At 69.3% G+C, this 20,732-nt stretch carries 21 protein-coding genes; 11 read left to right on the plus strand and 10 right to left on the minus strand.

What is annotated here, in order from left to right; all coding sequences use genetic code 11:
• The first annotated feature begins 17 nt into the window (after positions 1 to 17).
• Together KBX26_RS09830 and KBX26_RS09835 are read left to right on the plus strand one after the other, a co-directional pair.
• Positions 18 to 1,331 carry a glycosyltransferase gene (locus tag KBX26_RS09830; RefSeq protein WP_209444477.1) on the plus strand — a complete coding sequence of 438 codons (1,314 nt, stop codon included), beginning with the start codon at positions 18 to 20 and terminating at the stop codon, positions 1,329 to 1,331.
• Positions 1,328 to 2,506, plus strand: a complete 1,179-nt coding sequence (locus KBX26_RS09835; RefSeq protein WP_051708157.1) for an acyltransferase — start codon at positions 1,328 to 1,330, stop codon at positions 2,504 to 2,506. Before KBX26_RS09830 ends, KBX26_RS09835 begins: the two co-directional genes overlap by 4 nt.
• A 66-nt stretch (positions 2,507 to 2,572) precedes the next feature.
• On the opposite strand, the gene KBX26_RS09840 is transcribed toward KBX26_RS09835, so the two are convergent.
• Both KBX26_RS09840 and KBX26_RS09845 read right to left on the minus strand, forming a co-directional pair.
• Complete coding sequence (locus KBX26_RS09840) at positions 2,573 to 3,910, minus strand: cytochrome P450 (protein WP_051708158.1); 1,338 nt, start codon at positions 3,908 to 3,910, stop codon at positions 2,573 to 2,575.
• A 252-nt stretch (positions 3,911 to 4,162) separates the two neighbouring features.
• Positions 4,163 to 5,818 (minus strand): glycoside hydrolase family 43 protein, encoded by a 1,656-nt coding sequence (locus KBX26_RS09845; protein WP_210865239.1) that lies wholly within the window; start codon positions 5,816 to 5,818, stop codon positions 4,163 to 4,165.
• A gap of 789 nt (positions 5,819 to 6,607) precedes the next feature.
• On the opposite strand from KBX26_RS09845, the gene KBX26_RS09850 reads away from it, so the two are divergent.
• Positions 6,608 to 7,576, plus strand: coding sequence for an AEC family transporter (locus tag KBX26_RS09850; RefSeq protein WP_210865240.1), 969 nt, complete (start codon positions 6,608 to 6,610; stop codon positions 7,574 to 7,576).
• 140 nt (positions 7,577 to 7,716) lie between these two features.
• Here KBX26_RS09850 and KBX26_RS09855 read toward each other — a convergent pair whose 3' ends face one another.
• The 4 genes from KBX26_RS09855 to KBX26_RS09870 all read right to left on the minus strand — a co-directional run bounded on the left by KBX26_RS09855 (position 7,717) and on the right by KBX26_RS09870 (position 11,312).
• A complete protein-coding gene (locus KBX26_RS09855) occupies positions 7,717 to 8,781 on the minus strand; it encodes a serine protease (protein WP_245233513.1) in 1,065 nt (354 codons plus the stop codon).
• 265 nt (positions 8,782 to 9,046) lie between these two features.
• Entirely contained in the window at positions 9,047 to 10,024 is a 978-nt protein-coding gene (locus KBX26_RS09860) for an ABC transporter permease subunit (protein ID WP_030328441.1), read from the minus strand.
• Positions 10,021 to 10,920 (minus strand): ABC transporter ATP-binding protein, encoded by a 900-nt coding sequence (locus tag KBX26_RS09865; RefSeq protein ID WP_030328444.1) that lies wholly within the window; start codon positions 10,918 to 10,920, stop codon positions 10,021 to 10,023. Before KBX26_RS09865 ends, KBX26_RS09860 begins: the two co-directional genes overlap by 4 nt.
• Entirely contained in the window at positions 10,917 to 11,312 is a 396-nt protein-coding gene (locus tag KBX26_RS09870) for a GntR family transcriptional regulator (RefSeq protein ID WP_030328446.1), read from the minus strand. The genes KBX26_RS09865 and KBX26_RS09870 overlap by 4 nt, the downstream gene beginning before the upstream one ends.
• 279 nt (positions 11,313 to 11,591) lie before the next feature.
• On the opposite strand from KBX26_RS09870, the gene KBX26_RS09875 reads away from it, so the two are divergent.
• The gene (locus KBX26_RS09875; protein ID WP_210865241.1) at positions 11,592 to 13,439 is read left to right on the plus strand and encodes a heavy metal translocating P-type ATPase; all 1,848 of its coding nucleotides are present in this window, start codon (positions 11,592 to 11,594) and stop codon (positions 13,437 to 13,439) included.
• Positions 13,440 to 13,579: 140 nt separating this feature from the next.
• Here KBX26_RS09875 and KBX26_RS09880 read toward each other — a convergent pair whose 3' ends face one another.
• Both KBX26_RS09880 and KBX26_RS09885 read right to left on the minus strand, forming a co-directional pair.
• Positions 13,580 to 14,467, minus strand: a complete 888-nt coding sequence (locus KBX26_RS09880; RefSeq protein WP_036410739.1) for a DUF1963 domain-containing protein — start codon at positions 14,465 to 14,467, stop codon at positions 13,580 to 13,582.
• A 94-nt stretch (positions 14,468 to 14,561) separates the two neighbouring features.
• Positions 14,562 to 15,188: a TetR/AcrR family transcriptional regulator gene (locus KBX26_RS09885; protein ID WP_247680434.1), complete on the minus strand. Its 627-nt coding sequence runs from the start codon at positions 15,186 to 15,188 to the stop codon at positions 14,562 to 14,564.
• 133 nt (positions 15,189 to 15,321) lie between these two features.
• Here KBX26_RS09885 and KBX26_RS09890 point away from each other — a divergent pair, with 133 nt between their 5' ends.
• The 6 genes from KBX26_RS09890 (at position 15,322) to KBX26_RS09915 (ending at position 19,266) form a co-directional block, all read left to right on the plus strand.
• On the plus strand, positions 15,322 to 15,792 hold the full coding sequence (locus KBX26_RS09890) for an ester cyclase (RefSeq protein ID WP_210865244.1): 471 nt from the start codon (positions 15,322 to 15,324) through the stop codon (positions 15,790 to 15,792).
• A gap of 39 nt (positions 15,793 to 15,831) precedes the next feature.
• Positions 15,832 to 16,149, plus strand: coding sequence for an NIPSNAP family protein (locus tag KBX26_RS09895; protein ID WP_210865245.1), 318 nt, complete (start codon positions 15,832 to 15,834; stop codon positions 16,147 to 16,149).
• Positions 16,150 to 16,317: 168 nt separating this feature from the next.
• Positions 16,318 to 16,842, plus strand: coding sequence for a DUF1877 family protein (locus KBX26_RS09900; protein WP_210858599.1), 525 nt, complete (start codon positions 16,318 to 16,320; stop codon positions 16,840 to 16,842).
• A 95-nt stretch (positions 16,843 to 16,937) separates the two neighbouring features.
• Positions 16,938 to 17,789: a hypothetical protein gene (locus tag KBX26_RS09905; RefSeq protein ID WP_210865246.1), complete on the plus strand. Its 852-nt coding sequence runs from the start codon at positions 16,938 to 16,940 to the stop codon at positions 17,787 to 17,789.
• Positions 17,790 to 18,055: 266 nt separating this feature from the next.
• Positions 18,056 to 18,544, plus strand: a complete 489-nt coding sequence (locus KBX26_RS09910; RefSeq protein WP_210858583.1) for a hypothetical protein — start codon at positions 18,056 to 18,058, stop codon at positions 18,542 to 18,544.
• Positions 18,545 to 18,696: 152 nt separating this feature from the next.
• The gene (locus KBX26_RS09915) at positions 18,697 to 19,266 is read left to right on the plus strand and encodes an AAA family ATPase (protein ID WP_210865247.1); all 570 of its coding nucleotides are present in this window, start codon (positions 18,697 to 18,699) and stop codon (positions 19,264 to 19,266) included.
• A gap of 36 nt (positions 19,267 to 19,302) precedes the next feature.
• Here the strand turns inward: KBX26_RS09915 and KBX26_RS09920 are convergent, their stop codons facing one another.
• Entirely contained in the window at positions 19,303 to 19,863 is a 561-nt protein-coding gene (locus KBX26_RS09920; protein WP_030328464.1) for a hypothetical protein, read from the minus strand.
• Positions 19,864 to 19,946: 83 nt separating this feature from the next.
• Here KBX26_RS09920 and KBX26_RS09925 point away from each other — a divergent pair, with 83 nt between their 5' ends.
• Positions 19,947 to 20,471: an RNA 2'-phosphotransferase gene (locus tag KBX26_RS09925; protein ID WP_210858597.1), complete on the plus strand. Its 525-nt coding sequence runs from the start codon at positions 19,947 to 19,949 to the stop codon at positions 20,469 to 20,471.
• Between the two features lie 88 nt (positions 20,472 to 20,559).
• On the opposite strand, the gene KBX26_RS09930 is transcribed toward KBX26_RS09925, so the two are convergent.
• On the minus strand, positions 20,560 to 20,703 hold the full coding sequence (locus KBX26_RS09930) for a hypothetical protein (protein WP_156057279.1): 144 nt from the start codon (positions 20,701 to 20,703) through the stop codon (positions 20,560 to 20,562).
• Between the last annotated feature and the right edge of the window lie 29 nt (positions 20,704 to 20,732).

Here is a 20,732-nt window from a genome sequence, read left to right on the forward strand (position 1 = left end):
CAGCGAGGGAGCGACACGTGAGTGCCCCGACCATGTTCCACATCGGACTCGTGGTTCCCGACTACACCGGCCAACTCAGCCCGATGGCCACGCTCGGCAGAGAACTGCTCCGGCGGGGCCACCGGGTCACCCTGATCTCCCTGCCGGACGCCGGAACGAAGTCGTTCACGGCCAGGTTCGCCTTCGCACCGATCGGCGAGCGCGAGTTTCCGGTGGGCTCACTGGCGCGCTTCTCCGAGGAGCAGGGTCGGCTGACCGGCCTGGCCGCGGTGCGTTTCATCGTCCGAGGGTACGTGCGCGAGGTCGAGGTTCTGCTGCGGGACCTGCCGGTCCTGGTGCAGCGGCACGGCATCGACGCGCTGCTGGTGGACCAGGTCTACGGCGCCGGCAACACCGTCGGGGACCACCTCGACATTCCGGTCGTGAACGTGTGCAACGCGCTGGCGCTGAACACCGAGCCCGGTGTGCCGCCGTTCATGACGGCGTGGCCGTACCATCCCTCGCCGCTCGCGCGGGTGCGCAACATGGTGGGCGACCAGGTGATTGCCTGGGTCATCCGGCCGGTGCTGCAACGGATCAACGACCGTCGTGCCGCGTGGGGCCTGCCGCTGATCAAAAGTGTGAACGACGGCTCGGATCTGGCCCAGATCACCCAACAACCGCCGTTCTTCGACTTCCCCCGCACCCGCCTGCCGGACTCGTTCCACTACACCGGGCCGTTCCACGACGAGGACAGCACCGAGCCGGTGTCGTTCCCGTGGGAGCAGCTCGACGACCGCCCGTTGATCTACGCGTCGATGGGCACCCTCCAGAACCGCCTCCCGCACATATTCGAGGCGATCGCCACGGCCTGTGCCGGACTCGACGCGCAACTGGTCATCTCCCTCGGCAGCACCGACGTCGAACCCCCGACCGGCCTTGCCGGAAACCCGATAGTGGTCCGGTACGCGCCCCAGCTCGATCTGCTGGCACGGGCGTCTCTCGTCATCACGCACGCCGGCATCAACACCACACTGGAAGCGCTCGCCCATGGCGTGCCGATGGTCGCGCTGCCCGTGGGCAACGACCAACCGGGCGTGGCCGCCCGACTCACGTACCTCGGCGCCGGCGAGTTCATCCCGGTGCACAAGGTGACTCCGGCGCGGCTGCGGGCGGCCATCGACACGGTGAGCGGCGACCCCGCCTACCGGGCGAAGGCGCAGCACTACAAGCGCCGGATCGCGGAGTTGGACGGCGTACGACGGGCGGCCGACATCGCCGAGGAGGCGTTCCGGACACGCCGGCCGGTACGCCGAGAGATGTCCGAAACGACGGAAGGTGGCCGCCGATGACCCCGCAGGCGGGACGGATGGCCCGGCAACTGCCGACCCTCAACGGTCTGCGGGGGCTCGCCGCGGTCACTGTCTTCTTCTCGCACACGACGTTGTTCGGCTTCTTCGCCGACGAGCGGATCGACGACTGGTGGTACCTCGTTCTCAGCCGTACCGGCTCCGCCGCGCTCGGCTTCTTCTTCATCCTCAGCGGTTTCGTCCTGACCTGGTCGGCTCCCGACCACGAGCCGAATCGCCGGTTCTGGCGCCGCCGGGCCGCCCGGATCCTGCCGAACCACCTGGTCGTCTGCGCCGTGTTCATCCTCCTACTGATCCTGGTACGGGGCGGCGCGCCGCTGTGGCCGACGGTGGCGAACCTGGCCTTGGTGCAGAGCTGGATCCCGAACGAGTTCATCTTCAACGGGGTCAACCCGCCGAGCTGGTCGCTGAGTTGTGAAATCTTCTTCTACGCGTCGTTCCCGTGGGTGCTCGCCGGCATCCGACGGCTCAACGCCACCTGGCTCTGGTCGCTCGCGGGTGGCATCGTCGCCGCGATACTCGTCGCGCCCGCCTTCTCCCTGGCGTTTCTTCCGGCCGAGCCGACGTACACCTACGCGGACGCGGCATTTCCGCAGTTCTGGTTCGTCCAACAGTTTCCGATGATCCGGATGCTGGACTTCGTCCTCGGAATCGTCATCGCCCAGCTCGTCATGCGGGGGCTGTGGATCAGACTGAGCCTTCCCGGCGCCGCACTTGTCACGCTGGCCTTCTACGGCCTCTCCGAGGTCGTTCCGCTGCTCTACTCGGTCGTCGCGGCGATGGTCATCCCGCTCGCGTTGCTGGTGGCCGCTGCGGCCCGGGCGGACGTCGAGGGCCACCGCTCACCGCTGCGCGGGCGGGTCACCGGCTGGCTGGGCGACACGTCCTTCGCCTTCTACCTCCTGCACATCCTGGTGTTGTACGGCGCCGCCAACATGGCTCCGAACGGCTTCGGCGTCGCCGCCGCGCTCGGCGTGATGATCGGTGCCTACCTGGTGACCCTCGGCCTGGCCTCGCTGCTTCACGTCGGCGTGGAACGGCCGATGATGCGCCGGTTCGCCAAGCCCCGCAAACCGGCGGCTGCCCCTGCGGCCGCCGCGACGCCGGCCGCTGAACCGCTGCCCGTCGCGACGGGTGACGGGACGCGGGTCACGTAGCGACAGTCGGACCCGGAACCGAACGGCGCCCTGGCTGATCCGGTCCGGATCAGCCAGGGCATCAGGTCACCTGACGGTCAGCGTGGCCCGGACCGCGCCGGCCGGACGCAGCGTGACCATTGGTACGACCTCCAGCCGCTCGCCACGCGTGTCGACCCGGTATCGGGTGAGCAACGCGCTCAGCAGGACGGTCATCTCCAGCAGCGCGAAGTGTTCGCCGATGCAACTGCGCGGGCCGCCACCGAATGGGAAGTAGGCGTAGCGCGGTCGGTCCTGCTGCCCGAGGAACCGGTCCGGCGCGAAGCGCTCCGGGTCGGGCCAGAATTCCGGATGCCGGTGCGTGACCCAGGGGGCGACCACCACCTTGGTATTGGCCGGAATGCGGTGTCCGGAAACCACGACGTCGGTTTCGGCCATCCGCTCCATGCTGTACACGGGCGGGTACAGCCGCATGCCTTCCATGATCGCGGCCCGCACCAGCTCCTGGTCGCCGGTGCCGGCCGCTGCCGCGACCCGTTCCTGCACCTCCTGGTGCTGACCCAGCAGATGCATGGTGAAGGCCAACCCGGCCGAGGTCGTCTCGTGCCCGGCGAGCAGGAACACGAGCATCTGGTCGCGGATCTCCTCCATGGACAGGGTCTGCCCGGTCTCCGGATCCTTGGCCGCGAACAGCCGGCTGAGCATGTCCTCGGTCTCCTCGCCGCCGGTTCGCTGCCGGGCGGCGATGATGCGGTCGATGATGTCGTACTGGGTCGCGCGGACCTGCGTGATCCGGCGCGATCGTGGAGTCGGCCAGCTCAGCGGCAGCTTGACGACCTGTAGGGCGCGTGCCAGCGCCAGGTCGCCAAGGATGGGCATGAGCTCCTGTAGCCGGGGAACGACCTCGTCGATGTCGTCACCGAACAGCGCCCGGCCGACCACCCGCATCGTGTAGCGCTGCATGACCTGGTAGAGGTCCACGACGGACCCGGCGGTGACCGCCATGTCGTCGACGACGCGGGCCGCCTCCTCGGCCATCAGCTCGGTGTAGCGGGCCACCCGGCGCGGCGTGAACAGCGGTTGCAGCGTCCGCCGCTGATGCAGCCAGCGGTCTCCGTCGCTGGTCAGCAGGCCCTCACCGATGAACTCCCGAAGGATTTCGTACGCGCTCGCGCGACGGCTGAAGACCTGGGGCGTGGTGAGGACCTGGTGGATGCCGTCCGGGTGGTGCACGTTCACCACGTCGACGCTGACGGCGCGTGGCCCCCGTGGCAGCCCGACGTGGTAGGCCACCACGTCGCCGTACCTGTGGAAGCCGTTCAGGATCGATCCCAGCAGGTCCTGGCGGAGTTCCGGCAACATGCCGAGGAGCGGATGACCGGTCGGACCCGGTAGGGCGGTGGCCTTGGACAACTGTGTCGTCACGGTGATCCCCGTTCAGTCGATCGACGGACGTCGACTATATTTCCACGCGCCGTACCCCTTTTTCAGCACAGAATCCCGGCAGCCGGCAGCGATGGTTGCCACTGTCGCCGTCGCCAGCAGGCAAGAGGTCGGCACCAACCGACGCCCCGCCGGTCGGTCGCGCAACGACAGCCGGGCGTGGCACCGCTGGACGGCGCACGCCCGGCTGTGCGGGGCGACGGGCGCGGCGGGCGCGCTCGCGTCGGCGGGTGCTCACCAGTGGCGGTACGACGCCCAGTCGAAGTCCGCGTAGACGCCCTCGGCACCCAGGTCCTGAACCCACAGGCCGACGAACGCGCCGGTGAAGCCCCAGCCCTCCGGCTCACCATCGACCAGGGTCGCGGCGTACTCGTCGGACAGGATGGTGGCGTCGAGCTCTGCCGGCAGCTCGACCCAGCGCGCCTCGCCGGCCAGTTGATAGGCGAAGGTCAGACTCGGGCCGTCGAAGGTGGCCCGCAACGTGATGTCGCCCGCGCTCGGCAGGTCGACGTGGCACGCGTCGTGCATGACCCGCCGGCCGTTGTCGCACGACATCACCTCGAGCACCGGCTGGCCGTCGTCGTCGGCGGTCACGTAGGCGTAGTGCCAGTTGCGGGTGTTGTAGTAGGCGGTGACGCCGGCGAGCTGGCGGTAGTTGGCCGGCTCGAAGCGCATGGCGGCCGTCAGCTCGCACTGCTGCGCGGTGACGCGACGCGCGACCAGGCTCGGACGGTGCCGGCCGACCGGTGACTGGCCGCCGTGAATCCGCAGGATCGAGGGGTGCGAGGTGAGATCCACCCAGTCCGCGGTGGCGGGACGGCGCAGCGTCGACCACTCGGGGCCGAGCACCGGCTCGGTGAAGTCGTCGCGCTCCTCCGGCAGATCCGCCGCAGGCTCAGCCTCGCCCGGCACGGGCACGAGCACCGCCGGTATCCCGTCCTCGATGCGCGGCCACTCCCCCTCCGGCCAGTGCACCTCCTGGATCGCGGTCTCCCGGCCGAGCACGCACCGGCCGAGGGGGGTGTACGGCCGGGCCGTCAGGTGCGCCAGGTACCAACGCCCGTCCGGCGTGGACACCAGGCTGCCGTGACCGGACTTCTGCAGCTCCAGCTCGGGACGGCCCTGCGAGGTGAGCAGCGGGCCGTCCGGATGGGCCTCGTACGGCCCGAACAGGCTACGGGCGCGGGCCATCGTCGCCTGGTGCGTCCAGGAGGTGCCGCCCTCCGCGGTCAGCAGGTAGTACCAGCCGTCCTTCTGGTACACGTGCGGTGCCTCGGTGACGCCGGCGGTGGTTCCCTGGAAGATCGTCCGCTCGGTGCCGACCAGGCGACGGGCCTCGCGGTCGTACTGCTGGATCTGAATGCCCGCGAACCGATCCCGGCCCGGCCGCCAGTCGGCGACCATCGACAGCATCCAGGTGGTGCCGTCCTCGTCGTGGAACAGCGACGGGTCGAACCCGCGCCCGTGCAGCACGACCGGGTCGGACCAGGGACCGGCGAGGTCGCTCGCGGTCACCAGATAGTTCTGCGGATCCCAGTATCCGCTGGCGAAACTCGCCACGTCGGCGTACAGGAGATGAAACTCACCATCCACATAGGACAGATCGGGCGCCCACACGCCGTTGGAGTCGCCCGCTCCGCTCAGGTCGAGAAGCCGCCGCTCGGTGATGACGCCACCGAGCGGGCGCCAGTGCACCAGGTCGGTCGAGTGGTGCAGCCGGACGCCCGGGTACCACTCGAAGGTTGACGTGGCGATGTAGTAGTCAGTGCCGACGCGCAAGATCGACGGGTCGGGGTTGAAGCCGGGAAGGACCGGGTTTCGGATCAGCCGGCCAGGCACCTCGCCGCCGTGGGGCCCGGCCGCTGCCGGACTCTTTGTTGCGGTCGTCATTTCGCTTCTCCGTAACGGTAGCCTCGTCGAAAGTTTCGACGAGGTTCGATCGCCTGATCGGCACAGACTAGCCGCTATTACACCTTAGTGACAATGGCGTTGGCCTGTACAGCCGCGTCATGTCCACTGTCGCTTGCTTCCGGAAGTTGCTCCGATAGTTCACCTTCACCACCTTCTTGCAGGCTTCGTAATTAGGGGCCGGGCGGCCCACTCCGGCACCGCTGACAGCCGGCCGGATCCGGTGGTGAGGCGACCTGCCGACCAGAGGTGCGGGCGGGCGGCGCGGCACGGGACACGGTGGCCGGTACGGCCACCGGGCAACCGCCACCGGTGCTGTCGCGTCCGCTCCACGACACCCCGACAGCGGTGCCACCGCCCCGACAAGGTGCCGAAGCGGCGGTCGTGGTGTGACACCCGACTGGCTGCGGTTTCACATCATTCAGCGGCGCAGGAATTGCGTGGCCCCGGCCGCCGCCACCGTTGTCAGCCGCCTAATGCCGCCACGATCTGCTGCCCTCTCACCGGCACGCCCGGACGGCATCCAGGAAACTGCGGGCGTAACGCGGGGGTGGCACCGGACGGCGGCAGACGTACGCGCTGGTGATGGCCCCGCGCAGCCGCGGATGGGATGTTTGCCCGGTCCGAACGGGATGCGAGGCTGAACGTGTGGCCTCCCGATCGGCGTACACGTGAACAACCCTTGGCCGTCCGGCGGCCTGGACGGAACCGCGCTCCCCCTGCGGCAGCCCGACGACATTCTCGCCACGGCCGCCCACCGGTGACGCCCGGATGAGCCTGGTGTCGGCGTTCGTACCGATCTGGATTCTCACCGCGGTCGGCTACGCGGCCTGTCGTTGGGGCCCGCTGGGCGAGGGGGCGGCGTCGGTGCTCGGCCGGTTCGTGTTCCAGCTTGCGATGCCGGCCGCCCTGTTCCTGGCCCTGTCCCGAATGCCGCTGTCCGTGTTCGACGGCCGCTCGCTGCTCGCCTTCGCAGTGAGCACCGTCGCGGTCGTCGGGTTCGGGTGGGTCGGCGCGAGCTGGCTGTTTGGTCGCAGGCCCGGCGAACGGCCGATCTGGGGCATGGCCGCCGGGTACGTGAACTCGGCGAACCTCGGCATCCCGATCGCCACGCAGGTCCTCGGCAACGTGTCGTTCCTGGCGGAGGTGGTGCTGCTGCAGGTGCTGGTGGTGACGCCCGTGATCCTGGTCGCCCTGGACCGGCACAGCGACCCGGCCGGGCGGGTACGCGTCCGCCGTATCGCCTCCCTGCCGATCCGTAACCCGGTGATCCTGGCGTCGCTGCTCGGCGTCGCGTGCTCGGCCGCCGGCCTGCGACTGCCGTCGGCGGCCGGCGCGTCGCTCACCCTGCTCTCGGCAGCCGCCGTTCCGGCCGCGCTGGTCGCGCTCGGCGCGTCGCTGCACGCTCCGGCGCCGACACGAGTAGAGCCGGCGGAGCGGGTAGAGCCGGCGGAGCGGGTAGAGCCGGCGGAGCCAGCCGGGCTGGCCGAGCTGGCCGTGATCACCATGCTGAAGCTCGTCGCACAGCCGGTCGTCGCGTACGTGACCGGGCTGGCCCTGCACCTGTCCGCGCCACAGTTGCTCGCCGTGGTGGTGTGTGCGGGCCTGCCGACGGCGCAGAACACGTTCATCTACAGCCAGGAGTACGGCGTCGGCGAGGCGGTGACCAACCGGGCGGTGCTGGTGACCACGACGCTGTCACTGGCCACAGTGGCCGGGGCCGCGACGCTGCTCGGCTAGGGCCTGCTGACCCGTCCAGCACGCGTCTCGGTACGGCGAGCGCCCGACCCGCTGGCCGCCGTCGTCGACGACCAGCGGGACGGCAGCACGGGTGCCGATGGGCCGCCAAGGCGCCGAGCGCGCATCGGCGGCCCACCCCCTCAGCCGTTGTCGATGAGGCTGGCGATCTCGTTGTAGATCAGGTGCGCCTTCGCGCCCTGGTTCGACGGACAACCGCCGAGGTGGTGCAGGGCGATCACGCGGTGGCTGGCGTTCAGCACCGGTGAACCTGAGTTGCCACCGGAGGTGTCACAGCTGTAGCTGATGTTCCAGGTGTTGTAGTTCGCGTTCCGGACGGCGCAGGTCGCGCCGTTCTGGGCGTCCTCGTAGATCGACAGCCGCTTCGGGCTGCCGTCGCCGTGCCCGGGGATGTAGATCCGGGTGCCGTTGCTGGTGGCGGTGGTCGCCAGGTACAGCGTGCCGAAGCCCTGGATGGCGGCGAAGTTGTTGACCGAGAACAGGGTGTAGTCGAGTTGGCTGGAGCCGCCGCTGCTCACCTTGTAGAGGGTGGCACCGCTGACCTTGGTGCCAGCGCTGGGATTGGCACCGCCACAGGTGGCGCACTGGTAGTTGAACTGCATCTCGCTGCCGCTCACGGCGGACTGCGTCGAGAAGCAGTGCTTGTTCGTCAGCATCCGGTTGGTGTTGCCGACCCGCCAGGTGGTGCACATTCCACCGCCGCTGATCAGCAACCGCGCCACCGCCCTGCCGCGGGCGTACTCGGTGGGGTGGCTGTTCTGGTAGCACACCACGTCGCGGCGGGCGTCGGTGCTGCACACGGACTGGGTGGAGAAGTTGTGCGCGGCGACCTCGGTGCGGTCGTATCCGCGCCAGAACCGGTCGATGGTGGCCGCGCTGCCCCGTGCGGGGCGGCTGCTGTGCAGTGTCACCACTGCGGTGTCGCCGTCCACCGACATCGCCCAGAAGCCCGGCTGTCCGTCGGTGGTGTAGTCCGAGCCGGTCGCCCGGTTCAGGTGGCGGTCGTACCGGTAGCTCTCCTTGCCGTCGCGGCTCGACACGGTGACGTAGTCGCCCTCGGCCAGTCGCAGTGAGCTGAAGTGCACCTTGATGTAGGTGGCGCCGGGGTGCTGGATGACCTGTGTCCCGCCGTTGGGGGCGTAGGACAGCGAGCTGCCGACGGTGCGGAGTTCGCCGATCGTGGTCACACCCTCTGCCGAGAACTGGTTCGATTCCGGTGCCCGCTCGGATGATGGCGCGAGAGGGGCAACCGAGTACGCCTCGGCGGCGGGTACCGACAGTAGGCTCAGCCCGAGTGTGCAGGCAGCGAGCGCGACCGCCCCCGTTCGTAGGCGGTGCAGGGCATGTTTCATCTGTCGCTCCTTCTCAGGAATCAGCACCGAGACGTGCCTTCGGTCTTCCTACCTGAGATGACGCAAGAGATATAATCCCATCTATGTCATAGCGGTGCCGCTAGATCAGCCGGCGCCGTATTCGCCACACCACCACACCGATCAGGATCGCCGCGACGGCGACGAACACCGCCGCCTCGATGAGCTGGAACGTCCAGAACCGGTCGGCCGGGTGATAGACCCCGAATCGCTGGATGCCCCGCGCGTGCAGGAACTGGTTGAGGTTCTCGCCGGCCCGGTTGGCGGCGCCCTCCAGCTCGTGGTACTCGGTCCCACTCAGCCTGCGCCCGCTGGCGTCCACGTAGCCGCGTTCGATCACCCAGTCGGCGAAGCCGGGCACGGCCCGGCGCCCCGCCTGGTCCGTCGTGCCGCCGACTCCGACCGGCTCCGTGGTGGTGAGCGGCGTGGCGTACGCGGGACGGGCCAGCAGCGCCACCGCCATCCGGGCGGCGAGGAACGCCCCGAACGCGACGCCGAACGCGGGCAGGCTGCGCCGCAGGATCGCCCCGGCGGCGGTGGCGACGCCGAACGCGAACAGCGCGTACGCCACCGGAACAAGTCCTTCCAGGTCGAAGGCGTCGTACTGGAACCGTCCCTCCCAGGCGTCGAACGGCTGACGGAACCAGGTGAGCACCGCGGTGAACATCCCGGTGAGCGCGACGGTGACGCCGGCGAGTGCCGCGAGCTTGGTCGCCAACCAGCGCATCCGCGGGACGGCCTGCGTCCAGGCGAGCTGCCAGGTGCCGTCCTCCAGTTCGCGCGCGAGCAGCGGCGCACCGAGGAACGCACCGATGACGACGGGGACCAGATAGAAGCCCGCCAGGAGGTTCTCGACGTACCCGTACTCCTCGTCGAGCCGGCGGAAGGACGCCGCGCAGGCCTCGTTGACACCGGCGTCTCCCGCGCACCCGGCGGGACCGCCGGGGAACAGGTCGTGGGCCTGCGTCCCGAGCACGAGCAGGACGACGGCGAACATGCCGACGAACAGACCCAGGACGCAGACCTCGGCCCGGTGCTGGCGCCAGATCAACCACGTCATGCCGGCACCCCGGACGGGACGGTGGTGCTCGGCTCGGACGGCCGACGCAGGTACGCCAGCACCAGCTCCTCCAGCGCGACCGGCTGGGCCTGCCACCCGGGCGCGGGCGGGAGCCCGCCGTCGCGTACCAGCAGGCTCGTGTGGCGGTCGCTGTGGACGGCCTCCACGACGGCGCCGGATCGGTCGAGGTCGGTGGGCGTGCGCGGGCCGACGAGCCGCCGGTGCTCGACGAGGAGGGTGTCGATGTCACCGGTGAGCGTGACCCGGCCGTTGTTGAGCACGACCAGGTGGTCGCAGACGCGCTCCAGCTCGTGCACGACGTGGGAGGAGAACAGGACGGTCACCTCGCCGTCGGCCACCGCGCCCATGAGGACCTGAAGGAACTCGTGCCGGGCCAGCGGGTCGAGGCTGGCCACCGGCTCGTCGAGGACGAGCAGGTCCGGCCGCTTCGCCAGGGCCAGCGCCAACGCGACCTGGGCCTGCTGGCCGCCGGAGAGCGTGCCGGCCCTGCGGTCGAGCGGGATGCCCAGCTTCGCCAGCCGGCGCTCCGCCAGCCCCTGGTCGAACCGCAGGTTGCAGGCCCGGCCGAAGCGGAGCATCTCGGCGACGGTGAAGCGCTTGTACAGCGGGTGGTCCTGGGCCAGGAACCCGACCCGGGACAGCGTTTGCGGGGTGCTGGCGGTGACGTCGTGGCCGAGGACCTCCACCGTGCCGGTGCTCGGTGCCAGCAACCCGACGACCAGGCGCAGCAGCGTGGTCTTGCCCGCGCCGTTCGGCCCGACCAGGGCGATCACGCCGCCCGCCGGCAGGGCCAGTGTGCAGTCACGCAGCGCCCAGCCCTTCCGGTACCGCTTGCCCACAGCGTCGGTGCGCAGCGCGAACTCGGTCGCTGTCACGCCACGTCCTCGTTTCGCGTCTGCTGGTGCACGGAGGTGAAGAGCGCGTTGACCGCCTGCTCGTCGAGGCCGGCGTCGTAGGCGCGGCGCAGCCAGGTCGCCAGGCCGCGGCGCAGCGACGTGTACGTCGATGGCGACATCGCGGCCGACTGCTGTTCGTTGACGAACGTGCCCTGGCCGGGCCGGCCGGTGACCAGGTTTTCCTGCTCCATCTGCCGGTACGCCTTGGCGACGGTGTTCGGATTGATCGCCAGGTCCTCGACCACCTCTCGGATGAGCGGGAGGCGGTCACCGGGTTGGAGGAAGCCCAGCAGCACCGCCTGGCGGACCTGCTGGACGAGTTGCAGGTACGGCGGCACGCCGGAGCGGGTGTCGAGCCGGAAGACGAACACGATGACCCCTTACTGATCTACTAGGAACATAGTAAAGCAGCACGATGGCGGTCAAGAGAGGTCACCCGCCCGCCCGAGCGCGGCACCGGATCCGGGGCCCCGCCCGCGCGGGCGTCGGCCGGCACCCGCGCGGTCGGGGCCTACGTCGGAAAATCAGGATGTTTCGACCACGCCGGCCTCGCGTTGTTGAGACCCTTGTTACTCGCCGGCGCCGGGCCCGGCCGGCCATGGTTTCGCCGGCCAGGGGTGCGCGATGGCCCCTCGACGTGGGGGTGGGACGTGGTTGGCGGGTCTGCTGCGCAACGGTGGCGTGACGTCGCGCCGTTGGTCGTGTTGACGGTGCCGGTGCTGGCGGGCGCGGGGTTGTGGTTCGCGGGCCAGCGCGGGGCCGCCGACGTGTGCTGGGCGGCGACGACCTCGGTCACCCTGCTGGTCACGCTGCGCTGGTTGGTCCAGTCGTTGCGGCGGCACCGGATCGGCGTGGACGTGATCGCGACTCTGGCTCTGGCCACCTCGCTGCTGGTCGGTGAGTACCTGGCCGGGGCGGTGGTGGCGCTGATGCTGGCCAGTGGGCACACGTTGGAGCGCTACGCCCAGGGGCGGGCCACCCGGGACCTGCACGAGCTGCTGGCGCGAGCACCCCGCCGGGCACGGCGCCGCGGTCCGAACGGCGACATCCAGGACGTCGACGTGAACGACATCCGGAAGGACGATCGACTGCTGGTCGGCCCGGGTGAGGTCGTGCCGGTGGACGGCTTCGCCGAGGACGCGGCGACGCTGGACGAGTCCGCGGTGACCGGCGAGTCCCAGGCGGTCGAGCGCCGGGCCGGGGACCGGCTGGCCAGTGGAGTGGTCAACGCGGGCGCGGCGTTCGGGTTGCGGGTCGCCTCGGTGGCGGCCGAGAGCACCTACGCGGGAATCGTCCGGCTCGCGGAGGAGGCGAACGCGGAGAAGGCGCCAATGGTGCGGCTGGCCGACCGGTACTCGGCGGCGTTCGTGCCGTTCACCCTGATCCTGGCCGGTATCGCGTGGGCGGCCTCCGGGCAGTTCGTGCGGGCGGTGGCGGTACTGGTGGTGGCGACTCCGTGCCCGTTGCTGCTGGCCACCCCGATCGCGATAGTGGCGGGGTTGTCCCGGGCGGCCCGGCGCGGTGTGCTGGTCCGCAACGGCGGCTCGTTGGAACTGCTGGGCCGGGCGCGGACGCTGCTCGTGGACAAGACCGGGACGCTGACGGCGGGGCGTCCGGAGATGGCCAGGGTGCTGACCGCGCCCGGCGGCGACGGGGACGAGTTGCTGCGGATGGCCGCCTCGGTCGAACAGCTGTCCTCCCATGTGCTGGCCGCCGCGATAGTGCGGGCCGCCAAGGACCGGAGCAGTCGGCTCGTGGCGCCCACCGAGGTGACGGAGGAGCCCGGACAGGGGGTGAGCGGCCGGGTCGACGGCCGGCTGGTCCGGGTCGGCCAACACGGCGGTGACCTACCGGACTGGGCCGCACGCGCACGGCAGCAGGCGGAGGAGGACGGCCTGTCGACGGTCTGGGTGGGCCTGGACGGCGTCCTCGCCGGGGCGGTGCTTCTCCGCGACCCGGTACGGCCCGACGCGAAGGACACCGTACGACGGCTGCGGCAGGCCGGCTTCCAACGGGTGATCATGGTGACCGGAGACCGGCCGGAGGTCGCCGAGCGGGTGGCCCGCGCGGTGGGCGTGGATGACGTGGTCGCCCGCTGCTCCCCGCACGAGAAGGTGGCCCGGGTACGGACCGAGTCCGACCGGGCGGTGACGGTGATGGTCGGCGACGGGATCAACGACGCGCCAGCGCTGGCAACCGCCGCAGTGGGCGTGGCACTGGGGGCGACCGGGGCGACGGCCTCGGCGGACGTCGCGGATGCGGTGCTGTCGGTGGACCGGCTGGACCGGTTGGCGGACGCGGTGGAGATCGCCCGCCGGTCCCGGACGATCGCGGCGCAGAGTGCTGGCGTGGGCATGGGATTGGCGGTGGTGGCGATGATCGCCGCCGCGTTCGGCCTGCTGCCCCCGGTGGCCGGCGCGTTCCTGCAGGAGGGCATCGACGTGGCCGTGATCCTCAACGCGCTACGCGCTCTCGGCGGCGGCGGGACCCGCGTCTGAGCGCTGCCCAACCGGCGCGCGGCTTCTTGGGCACGTCAGCTCCTGTCGGCACCCGACGACCCTTCTGAACCAGCCCGGCGAGGCGAAGCGAGGCTACGGTGCAGGACGTCAGGCACCGGCGGGCGGGCGCCGCCGGTGTTCTATGGGACCAGCTCGGCCACGGAAAGCGCCTCGTCCAGCCGACCAGCGGCCAGGTCGTCGTGACGGATCACGAAACTCCCGACGCTGCGGTAATAGAGCTCGTTGTCGACGGGAAAGCGGGCGAGCGACACCCACTCACTCGTCAGCCGGTGCGTCTCCAACTCCACCTGGGAATACCACTTCGCGACCGGGATGACGATCTCGCCGGTCTTCTCGCGCCACGCGAGGGTCTGCTCCGCAAAGCTCTGGACGACGTTCTCGTCGGCATACCCGCCGATCCAAGCGCTGACGTACTCGCTGTTCGGCGGCCAGAGGTCGTTGGCCAGCGCACAGAGTTCGTCCAGGTGCGGCAGGTCACGTTCGAGGTCACGGGCCACCTGCTGCTGAACGGGCGACAGGTCGTCCTCATCTTCGTCCTCGTCGTCCTCGTCGACCCCGAACCAACCGGGGAACTCCGCGCGCAGCGTGGCAGAGACGTCGTACTGCTCGCCGACGAACGCTTCGTCGGTGGATGCCGTCGCCACCTCGGTATCGGTACCGGCCGGCACATACACGACTCGCCCGTACCGCCGCTCCCCGGTGGCGGCGGCCTGCTCGTGGTTCAGAAAGAACAGCAGCGAGCCGTCTGCCGGCAGGCCGAAACCGTCGACTCTCGGCAGCGCCGCACAATCGACCGAGAAGATGAACGGCAACGGGCTGACCCCGTCGGACGGCCAGTCCATGCCCACCGGCAGTCGGGGCAACCCACCGAACTGCCCGACCGGAACACCGCCGACTCCCCCGCTCAGCCGGATCGACAGACGCAGGTGCTGGACGAACCGGCCGACCTCGTCGTCCGGGAGGCCCAACGCGAGCGCCGCCCGACGAAACTGCCCCTCATGATCCATAACGCACCATGGTGCCACGCAGTCAACAGCCAGAGGACGGAGCCCGGCAACCGGGTGCGCCCATCACGACCTGAGCGGACGCCGGCGGCGGCAGTCATTCCCGCAGGGACGGGGAACCATCGGCAGCTTCCATCCGCTGACCGTGGAGCGCGCGAAGCGCGTCGAGCGCGACTGCGGTGAGAACGGCGCGGCCGACACCGGCACGGCCGAGCAACTCCATTCCTCGGGTGACGGCGACGAAGTAGACCGCCAACGATTGCACGTTCGCGTCGTCCGGTAGATCCCCGTCCTCCCGCGCATGTTCCAGGCATTGGGCATAGACCTCGGCGAGCTGCTCGATACCGGCCTTCGTGGCCGTCGACAGCGGGTCATCCTCGCCTGTCGATTCGACAAGCGCCCGCGTGGTCAGCGAGACCCGCCGACCACTGCTGCTGAGCTCGATCGCCAGCCGGAGCATGTGGCCTCGAATTTGTTCCAGCGCCGAAGCGTCCTCGTGTCCGAGTGCTTCCGAGACGGCGCGCGTCGCTTCCTCGCGGTCCTCGGAGAGCGCTCGGAGGAACAATTCCCGCTTCCCGCCGAACGCGTTGTACAAGCTCTGCTTCCCCAGACCGGTGGCCCGCACCAGGTCGTCCAGCGTCGCAGCGGCGAGGCCGTGCGCCGCGAACACCTCGCCGGCGCTGCTGACGACATCACTCTCGACGAACTTACGGGGACGAGGCATGTGAGCAAGCATACGTTATTGACCATGTGGTCAAAAACCTGTTAGCTTGGTTGGAGCGCCCGTCAATACTCGACTCCTGGCGGGCGTCGGCACTCAATTCCGGTAGCGACACCAGGGCTTAGGGAAGAGCGACGTGAGAACTAACGAAGAGGTTGTCCGCGAGGCATACCGGCTGGCGGAAGGAAGCGTCCTGGACGGGGATGGCTTTCGCGCCCTGTTCACCGAGGACGGGGCGTTCAACGACATGCCGAACTCGATGAGCTTCCGCGGGGACGAGATTCCGCAGGCATTGGTGGGCTTCGCCAGCGTCTTTCCCGACGTCCACCGCGAGCTACTCGCCGTGCATGCGCTCGGTGCTGTCGTTGCCGTCGAACTCCGAATTCAGGGAACGCATCTCGGCGGGTTCCCCACCCCGGCCGGTGAAATCCCGCCGACCGGTAACCGGATCGACGTGCCGACGGCGGATCTCTGGCATCTCCGGGACGGGAAAATCGAAAGGTTCGACTGCTACAACGCGGCGAACGTACTGCTCGCACAAATCGGCGTGAAACCCGACTTCGACTCGGCAATCAAGGCCGCCAAGGCAGCGGCCGCAGGGGCGTAGTTCCATCAACTGACCCCACACCCCGGACGGAGTCCGATCATGTATCAGATCCGGACCTACACCCTGCGCACGGCAGAAGCGCTCCAGCAGTACGCCACAGTGCACTGGCCACGGCATGTCGCCAGCATGCCCGCATTCGGTGTCACAGTGCGCGGCTTCTGGACCGATCACCAGGCCGGCGCGCACCGTTTGATCGCCCTGCTCTCATTTCGGGAGGGCACCCACCCCGCCGAATTCACCACCGCTTACGTCGCGAGCCCCGAACTGGCGGCGGACATGCGGGGCTTCGACGTCAGCGACATCGTCGACGTCGAGGAACTGCTGCTCGATCCGGTCGCCGGATCTCCCCTGGCCTGAGCGAGGATTCACTGTCGCATTGGTGGGGCGGTTCCGTTCGCACCGAACCGCCTCCAGACGCGGCACCGTCGGATGTGGCGAGCCACGCCGGCGGTGCCGCCGCCATGCACGACACCGCCAGCGCAGACAGCCCAGCTGACGTTGAAGTACTAGTCTCGCGCGGTGAGCATGAACGGCAACTGGCTGCGCGTTTCACCGGCCGAACTGGAGCGGGCCAGAACTGACCTCGGCTGGGCGTACGACCTCGCCATGGCGGAACGGGACGACAACTCCGAACGTTGGGCTTCCACCGACAAGGCATGGGACGGGCTTGATTTCCTCCTCGATCGGCTGGGTTTCGAAACTCCGCTGGTTCTGGGCACCGAGAGGTTCGTGGAGCTGCCAGATGTCGAGCCTGACAGCGACGAGATGTTCGACTTCCTGGAAAACCTCGAGGACGACTGGGGCTACGGGCCACCCTCCTATCTGGCACCAATCGACGTAGCGACGGCGGCCTCGAGACTGGCTGCGCTCACCGCGGACGACCTCATCCGGGGCGTCGACCCGCAGGAGTTGAAACGGGCCAACATCTACCCCGGCCCCTGGGAAGGACCCAGCGAACTGGCCTGGGTGGCCCACTATCTACCAGACGTCCAGGCCTTCTTCGCCGCAGCCGCCCGGGACAGTGCTGCGGTGATCTGCTGGCTTGACTGATCGGTGACTCAGCGGCCGGAGCGCCGGTAGCGCTCACGTCAGGTCGTCGACGCGCAGTCCGATCTGGACGACGAAGGGGTGTGTAGTGTGTACTCATGACACTCGCTGATCTCCGGCACCTCGCGAGCCCGCTCACCCCACGCCATGCCACCCCGGTCGACGACCCGGCCGAACGGCACCGTCTTGCCGCAGAGGTCGACACCGACACATCCGAGTACATCGCCGGCTTCATCTCTCAGACCGGCCGGGTGCTCGGTGAAGTGGTGCAGTCGGGTGAGACCGTCCTGTACGAAAGCGACATCGCGCTGGATGAGGATGGGGACTGGACGCCCGGGGACCCGTCTCTCATGTGGAGGGTGGCAGCGGGCACTCCTCAGGAGGACGTATACGACGACGCCGCCCGCGTCTTTTTGGCCCACAGCCTGCGCACCGGGGCCGCCAGTCAGTTCTGTGGATGGCGGGACCGGGTTGTGGCAATCGTGCCCGAGGAAGTCGGCCCCAAGGAGTCAAAGATCATTCGTACGTTGGCTGGCGGCGGCATCGAGGTCGTACACACGTACAACGTTCTTGATGCCTACGGCACCTACGCCCGATGGGTCACCGACCTTGCCCTGGAGTACGGAAGCGGTGACGATGCAATAGCTTCGGACACACCCCAACCGCCCGGCATGGCACGACCGGTCGTCAGCGCATGGCTGATGCGCGAGGCGGGCGAGGCACAGCTCCAGCAAGCCCGCCACTCCCTCAAGTTCGGCTTGGCGGGGTACGCGCGGGTGCCGAGTGAGGAGTTGCCGATCGCCGAACTCGCGCGCTCCCTCTACACCGACCGCGCGAACCTGACGAAGGTCATCAAGGCGGCCGAGAAAGATGCCAGGATCACCGGCATCCTGGACGCGATCGCGTCCGGGGACCGCGACCGGATCATCACGACCCTTCGCAACGGGTAGAACGGCCGGACCTCTGCCGACCTGAGACGGCAGCCCGAGCCGGAGGCCGCCATTGGCGCACGTATGTGGAACGGCCACAGAATGCACTGCGCGGCTGCCTTCGTTCACAGTAACGGCGCCGCCGCGCCAACCAGGTCCTCGGTGAGGCGCGCGTCGCGTCCAGTTGCAGCCCTGGGGCTCGGTGCTCGTCGACCATCAACTGACCCCACCGGATCGACCATGGCTGGTAGCGTGCGCCGAACATGAAGATCACGGGGGAAACATCGATGAACCGAACTCGACTCGTCCTGACTGGCGTGGCCGTTGCGGCGGCGATCGCCACGGCCGGCTGCGATCCGCAGCCCGAATCTACGGACACCTCGACCTCCTCATCCCCGGCGGCCACGAGCGCCGCCCCGACCGCCGGTGCGGCCACCACCGCGGCCAGCCCCGCAGCCGACGGTGCGGCCACAGCGAAGGCCTGCGCCGACATCAAGAAGGACATCAAGGACAACGCGACCAAGATCGCCGAGGCCGAGAAGATCGGCCCGCCGGCCGGGCACTTCGCGGTCAGTGCCCAGTGGGCCGCCGGGTCGGTCGCGATCCTGGCGCACTCGATGGGTGCCAACGAGGCAGTCACCGCCGCCTCCGAGAAGGTCCAGAACGAGATGATGGGCCTGAGCGACGCGTACAACAAGTCCGCCGACGCCAAGCCCAGCAAGAAGGCACTGGAAGCCGCTGTCAAGGAGCTGGACACGGCCTGCTCGGCCGCCTGACCGGTCCGACCACGCAATCGGCGGTGACCACCACCCGGGTGGTCACCGCCGATTCGCAGGTCCGTGGGGTCCTCAGCCGATCTCAGCGCGCACTGGGGCAATAGTTCGGGCCGCCTCCGACGAGGACGACGATCATGAGACCGGGAGGGGACATGGCCAGCAGCGGGGTTGTCGTGTTGTCGGGCCCTCCCTGCTCGGGCAAGTCCACTGCGGGAAGGGCTCTGGCTGAGGTGCTGACCGCCTCAGGTCACTGCCGGATCTACCTGGAGGTCGACGCTCTGTTCGAGCTTCTGTTCCCTGAGTCCGATCGGAATCGTGACGACCGCTTGCGCGCGTACGCCGGTGCGCACCTCCTCGCGCGAATGTTCGTCGATGGTGGAGAGACCGTGGTGCTCGAATGCACCTACGCCCGCCGTGACCAGCGCGCCAGTCTGGTGGAAGCGTTGGCGGGATCCGCCGCGCCACTCTGGGTCGTCGAGTTCTTCGTGACTCCCGACGAGGCCGTGAGCCGTTTCCGGGGGCGCACCCAAGCCACGGATCTTGACGAAGCACTCGTCCGCGAGCGCGCTGAGGCGTTCCCGTACTTCGACGACGCCCTTCGAATGGAATCGTCCTCGGGGTCACCCGAGGACCACGTACAGAGCATCGTCACGTGGCTGCGACAAGACCCTCGGCCGGTGGACCAGGACCTGTGGGCTCGGACTGGAAGGGGCTGGAGCTGAGGCGCCGAACCGCTCCTTGGCGTACACGGCACCTGATCACGCGTCGTCGGTCGGGATGTCCTCAAGGTGCTCGATCTCGACGACGTGGAGGCCCCTGTCGTCGGCCGCCATCTCCGCGTGGATCTGGTCGCCCCGGTCACTCATCGAGGCCTTCGACGACCACCAGGGATCCCGTACACAGCGGCCCCGCCACAGCACTGTCGTCTCGGTGGGGCTGACGAAGTAGCCGGCCAGGCCCCGGCGGGTACCGAGGGCGATCCCCGCGCCGGCGGCGGCCAGCGGCTGGCCGGCTGCCGCCGCCGTCACACCGAGGTCGACGAAGGCCTCACCGTCGGAGCTGCCCGAGACCACAGTGATCGCCGGTCCGCCGCGGGCCACCTCGCTCACCAGCACCCAGCCCCGCTCCCACTTCCCGGCCTGGTGCCGGGCGAGGATCCGCCGGTCGACCTCGGCGAGGTTGGCCAGGCTCTGGACGGTCACCTCGTCGGCCTTCAGCACGAACGCGCCGGCCCGGGAGAACCGGATCCGCAGCCCGGCGTTGCCGTGGGCGATGCCGCTGACCGTGGGGTCGCCGTCGGCCGCCAGCCAGGTGCTCACCAAGCCCGGGTTCGGTGCCGCCGGAAAACCTCTCGATCCACGCGACGGAAATCGACCACAATGCCACAGTGGAACGCGAGCGCATGGTCACGTTGAGCAAACGGATGTCGAAGGCACTGCGGCACGATCCCGGGCGGGCCGGCCTGGTGCTCGACCCGGCCGGTTGGACTCCCGTCGACGCCCTGCTCGCCGCCCTACGGATCGAGCGGGCCGAGCTGGACGCGGTCGTCGCCGGCAACGACAAGCAGCGGTTCGCTGTCGCGCGCGGCCCCGACGGGGTGCTGCGGATCCGAGCCAACCAGGGCCACTCGGTTCCGGTGGACCTCGGGCTGCCCCCGGTCACCCCACCGGACCGGCTCTATCACGGCACCGGCGCCGGTGCGCTGGAGTCGATCCGGGCCACCGGCCTGCACCGGGGCGGCCGGCACCATGTCCATCTCTCCGCCGACACCGAGACCGCCCACCGGGTCGGGGCCCGACGGGCCGGTCGGGTCGTGATCCTCACCATCGACGCTGCGGCGATGGCCGCCGCCGGGCACGTGTTCCACCGCAGCGCCAACGGCGTCTGGCTCACCGAGGCGGTCCCGGCCGACTATCTGCTCGACTGAACCCGGCAGCGAAACAGATCGTCTCGTACGAGCCGACCATGGACGATCAGGCCTATCCCGAATCCCACTGACAGCCGCGACGAGTCAGTCAGGGGCCCTCGTGGACGCCGTCCGGGCAGAGCGTCTCGACCAGACGGTCGGTCAAGGCATCGACCTCGCTGGCCGAAGCGATCACGGGGATGGTGATCCGCCAAAGCTGCGCCTGGCCATCGTCGAGCTCGGGAGTGGTCATCGGCGGTACCTCCAAAGGTCCGCGTGAGG

It is taken from the genome of Micromonospora sp. C97, assembly GCF_018070385.1.
Taxonomy (GTDB): Bacteria; Actinomycetota; Actinomycetes; order Mycobacteriales; family Micromonosporaceae; genus Micromonospora; species Micromonospora parva.

What these genes read in the sequence shown, in the direction of transcription:
- KBX26_RS09835 (WP_051708157.1), top strand. Translation starts at nt 1,328, where the DNA reads ATGACCCCGCAGGCGGGACGGATGGCCCGGCAACTGCCGACCCTCAAC.
- KBX26_RS09845 (WP_210865239.1), bottom strand. Translation starts at nt 5,818, where the DNA reads ATGACGACCGCAACAAAGAGTCCGGCAGCGGCCGGGCCCCACGGCGGC.
- KBX26_RS09850 (WP_210865240.1), top strand. Translation starts at nt 6,608, where the DNA reads ATGAGCCTGGTGTCGGCGTTCGTACCGATCTGGATTCTCACCGCGGTC.
- KBX26_RS09860 (WP_030328441.1), bottom strand. Translation starts at nt 10,024, where the DNA reads ATGACGTGGTTGATCTGGCGCCAGCACCGGGCCGAGGTCTGCGTCCTG.
- KBX26_RS09880 (WP_036410739.1), bottom strand. Translation starts at nt 14,467, where the DNA reads ATGGATCATGAGGGGCAGTTTCGTCGGGCGGCGCTCGCGTTGGGCCTC.
- KBX26_RS09885 (WP_247680434.1), bottom strand. Translation starts at nt 15,188, where the DNA reads ATGCCTCGTCCCCGTAAGTTCGTCGAGAGTGATGTCGTCAGCAGCGCC.
- KBX26_RS09895 (WP_210865245.1), top strand. Translation starts at nt 15,832, where the DNA reads ATGTATCAGATCCGGACCTACACCCTGCGCACGGCAGAAGCGCTCCAG.
- KBX26_RS09900 (WP_210858599.1), top strand. Translation starts at nt 16,318, where the DNA reads ATGAACGGCAACTGGCTGCGCGTTTCACCGGCCGAACTGGAGCGGGCC.
- KBX26_RS09905 (WP_210865246.1), top strand. Translation starts at nt 16,938, where the DNA reads ATGACACTCGCTGATCTCCGGCACCTCGCGAGCCCGCTCACCCCACGC.
- KBX26_RS09910 (WP_210858583.1), top strand. Translation starts at nt 18,056, where the DNA reads ATGAACCGAACTCGACTCGTCCTGACTGGCGTGGCCGTTGCGGCGGCG.
- KBX26_RS09915 (WP_210865247.1), top strand. Translation starts at nt 18,697, where the DNA reads ATGGCCAGCAGCGGGGTTGTCGTGTTGTCGGGCCCTCCCTGCTCGGGC.
- KBX26_RS09925 (WP_210858597.1), top strand. Translation starts at nt 19,947, where the DNA reads ATGGTCACGTTGAGCAAACGGATGTCGAAGGCACTGCGGCACGATCCC.
- KBX26_RS09930 (WP_156057279.1), bottom strand. Translation starts at nt 20,703, where the DNA reads ATGACCACTCCCGAGCTCGACGATGGCCAGGCGCAGCTTTGGCGGATC.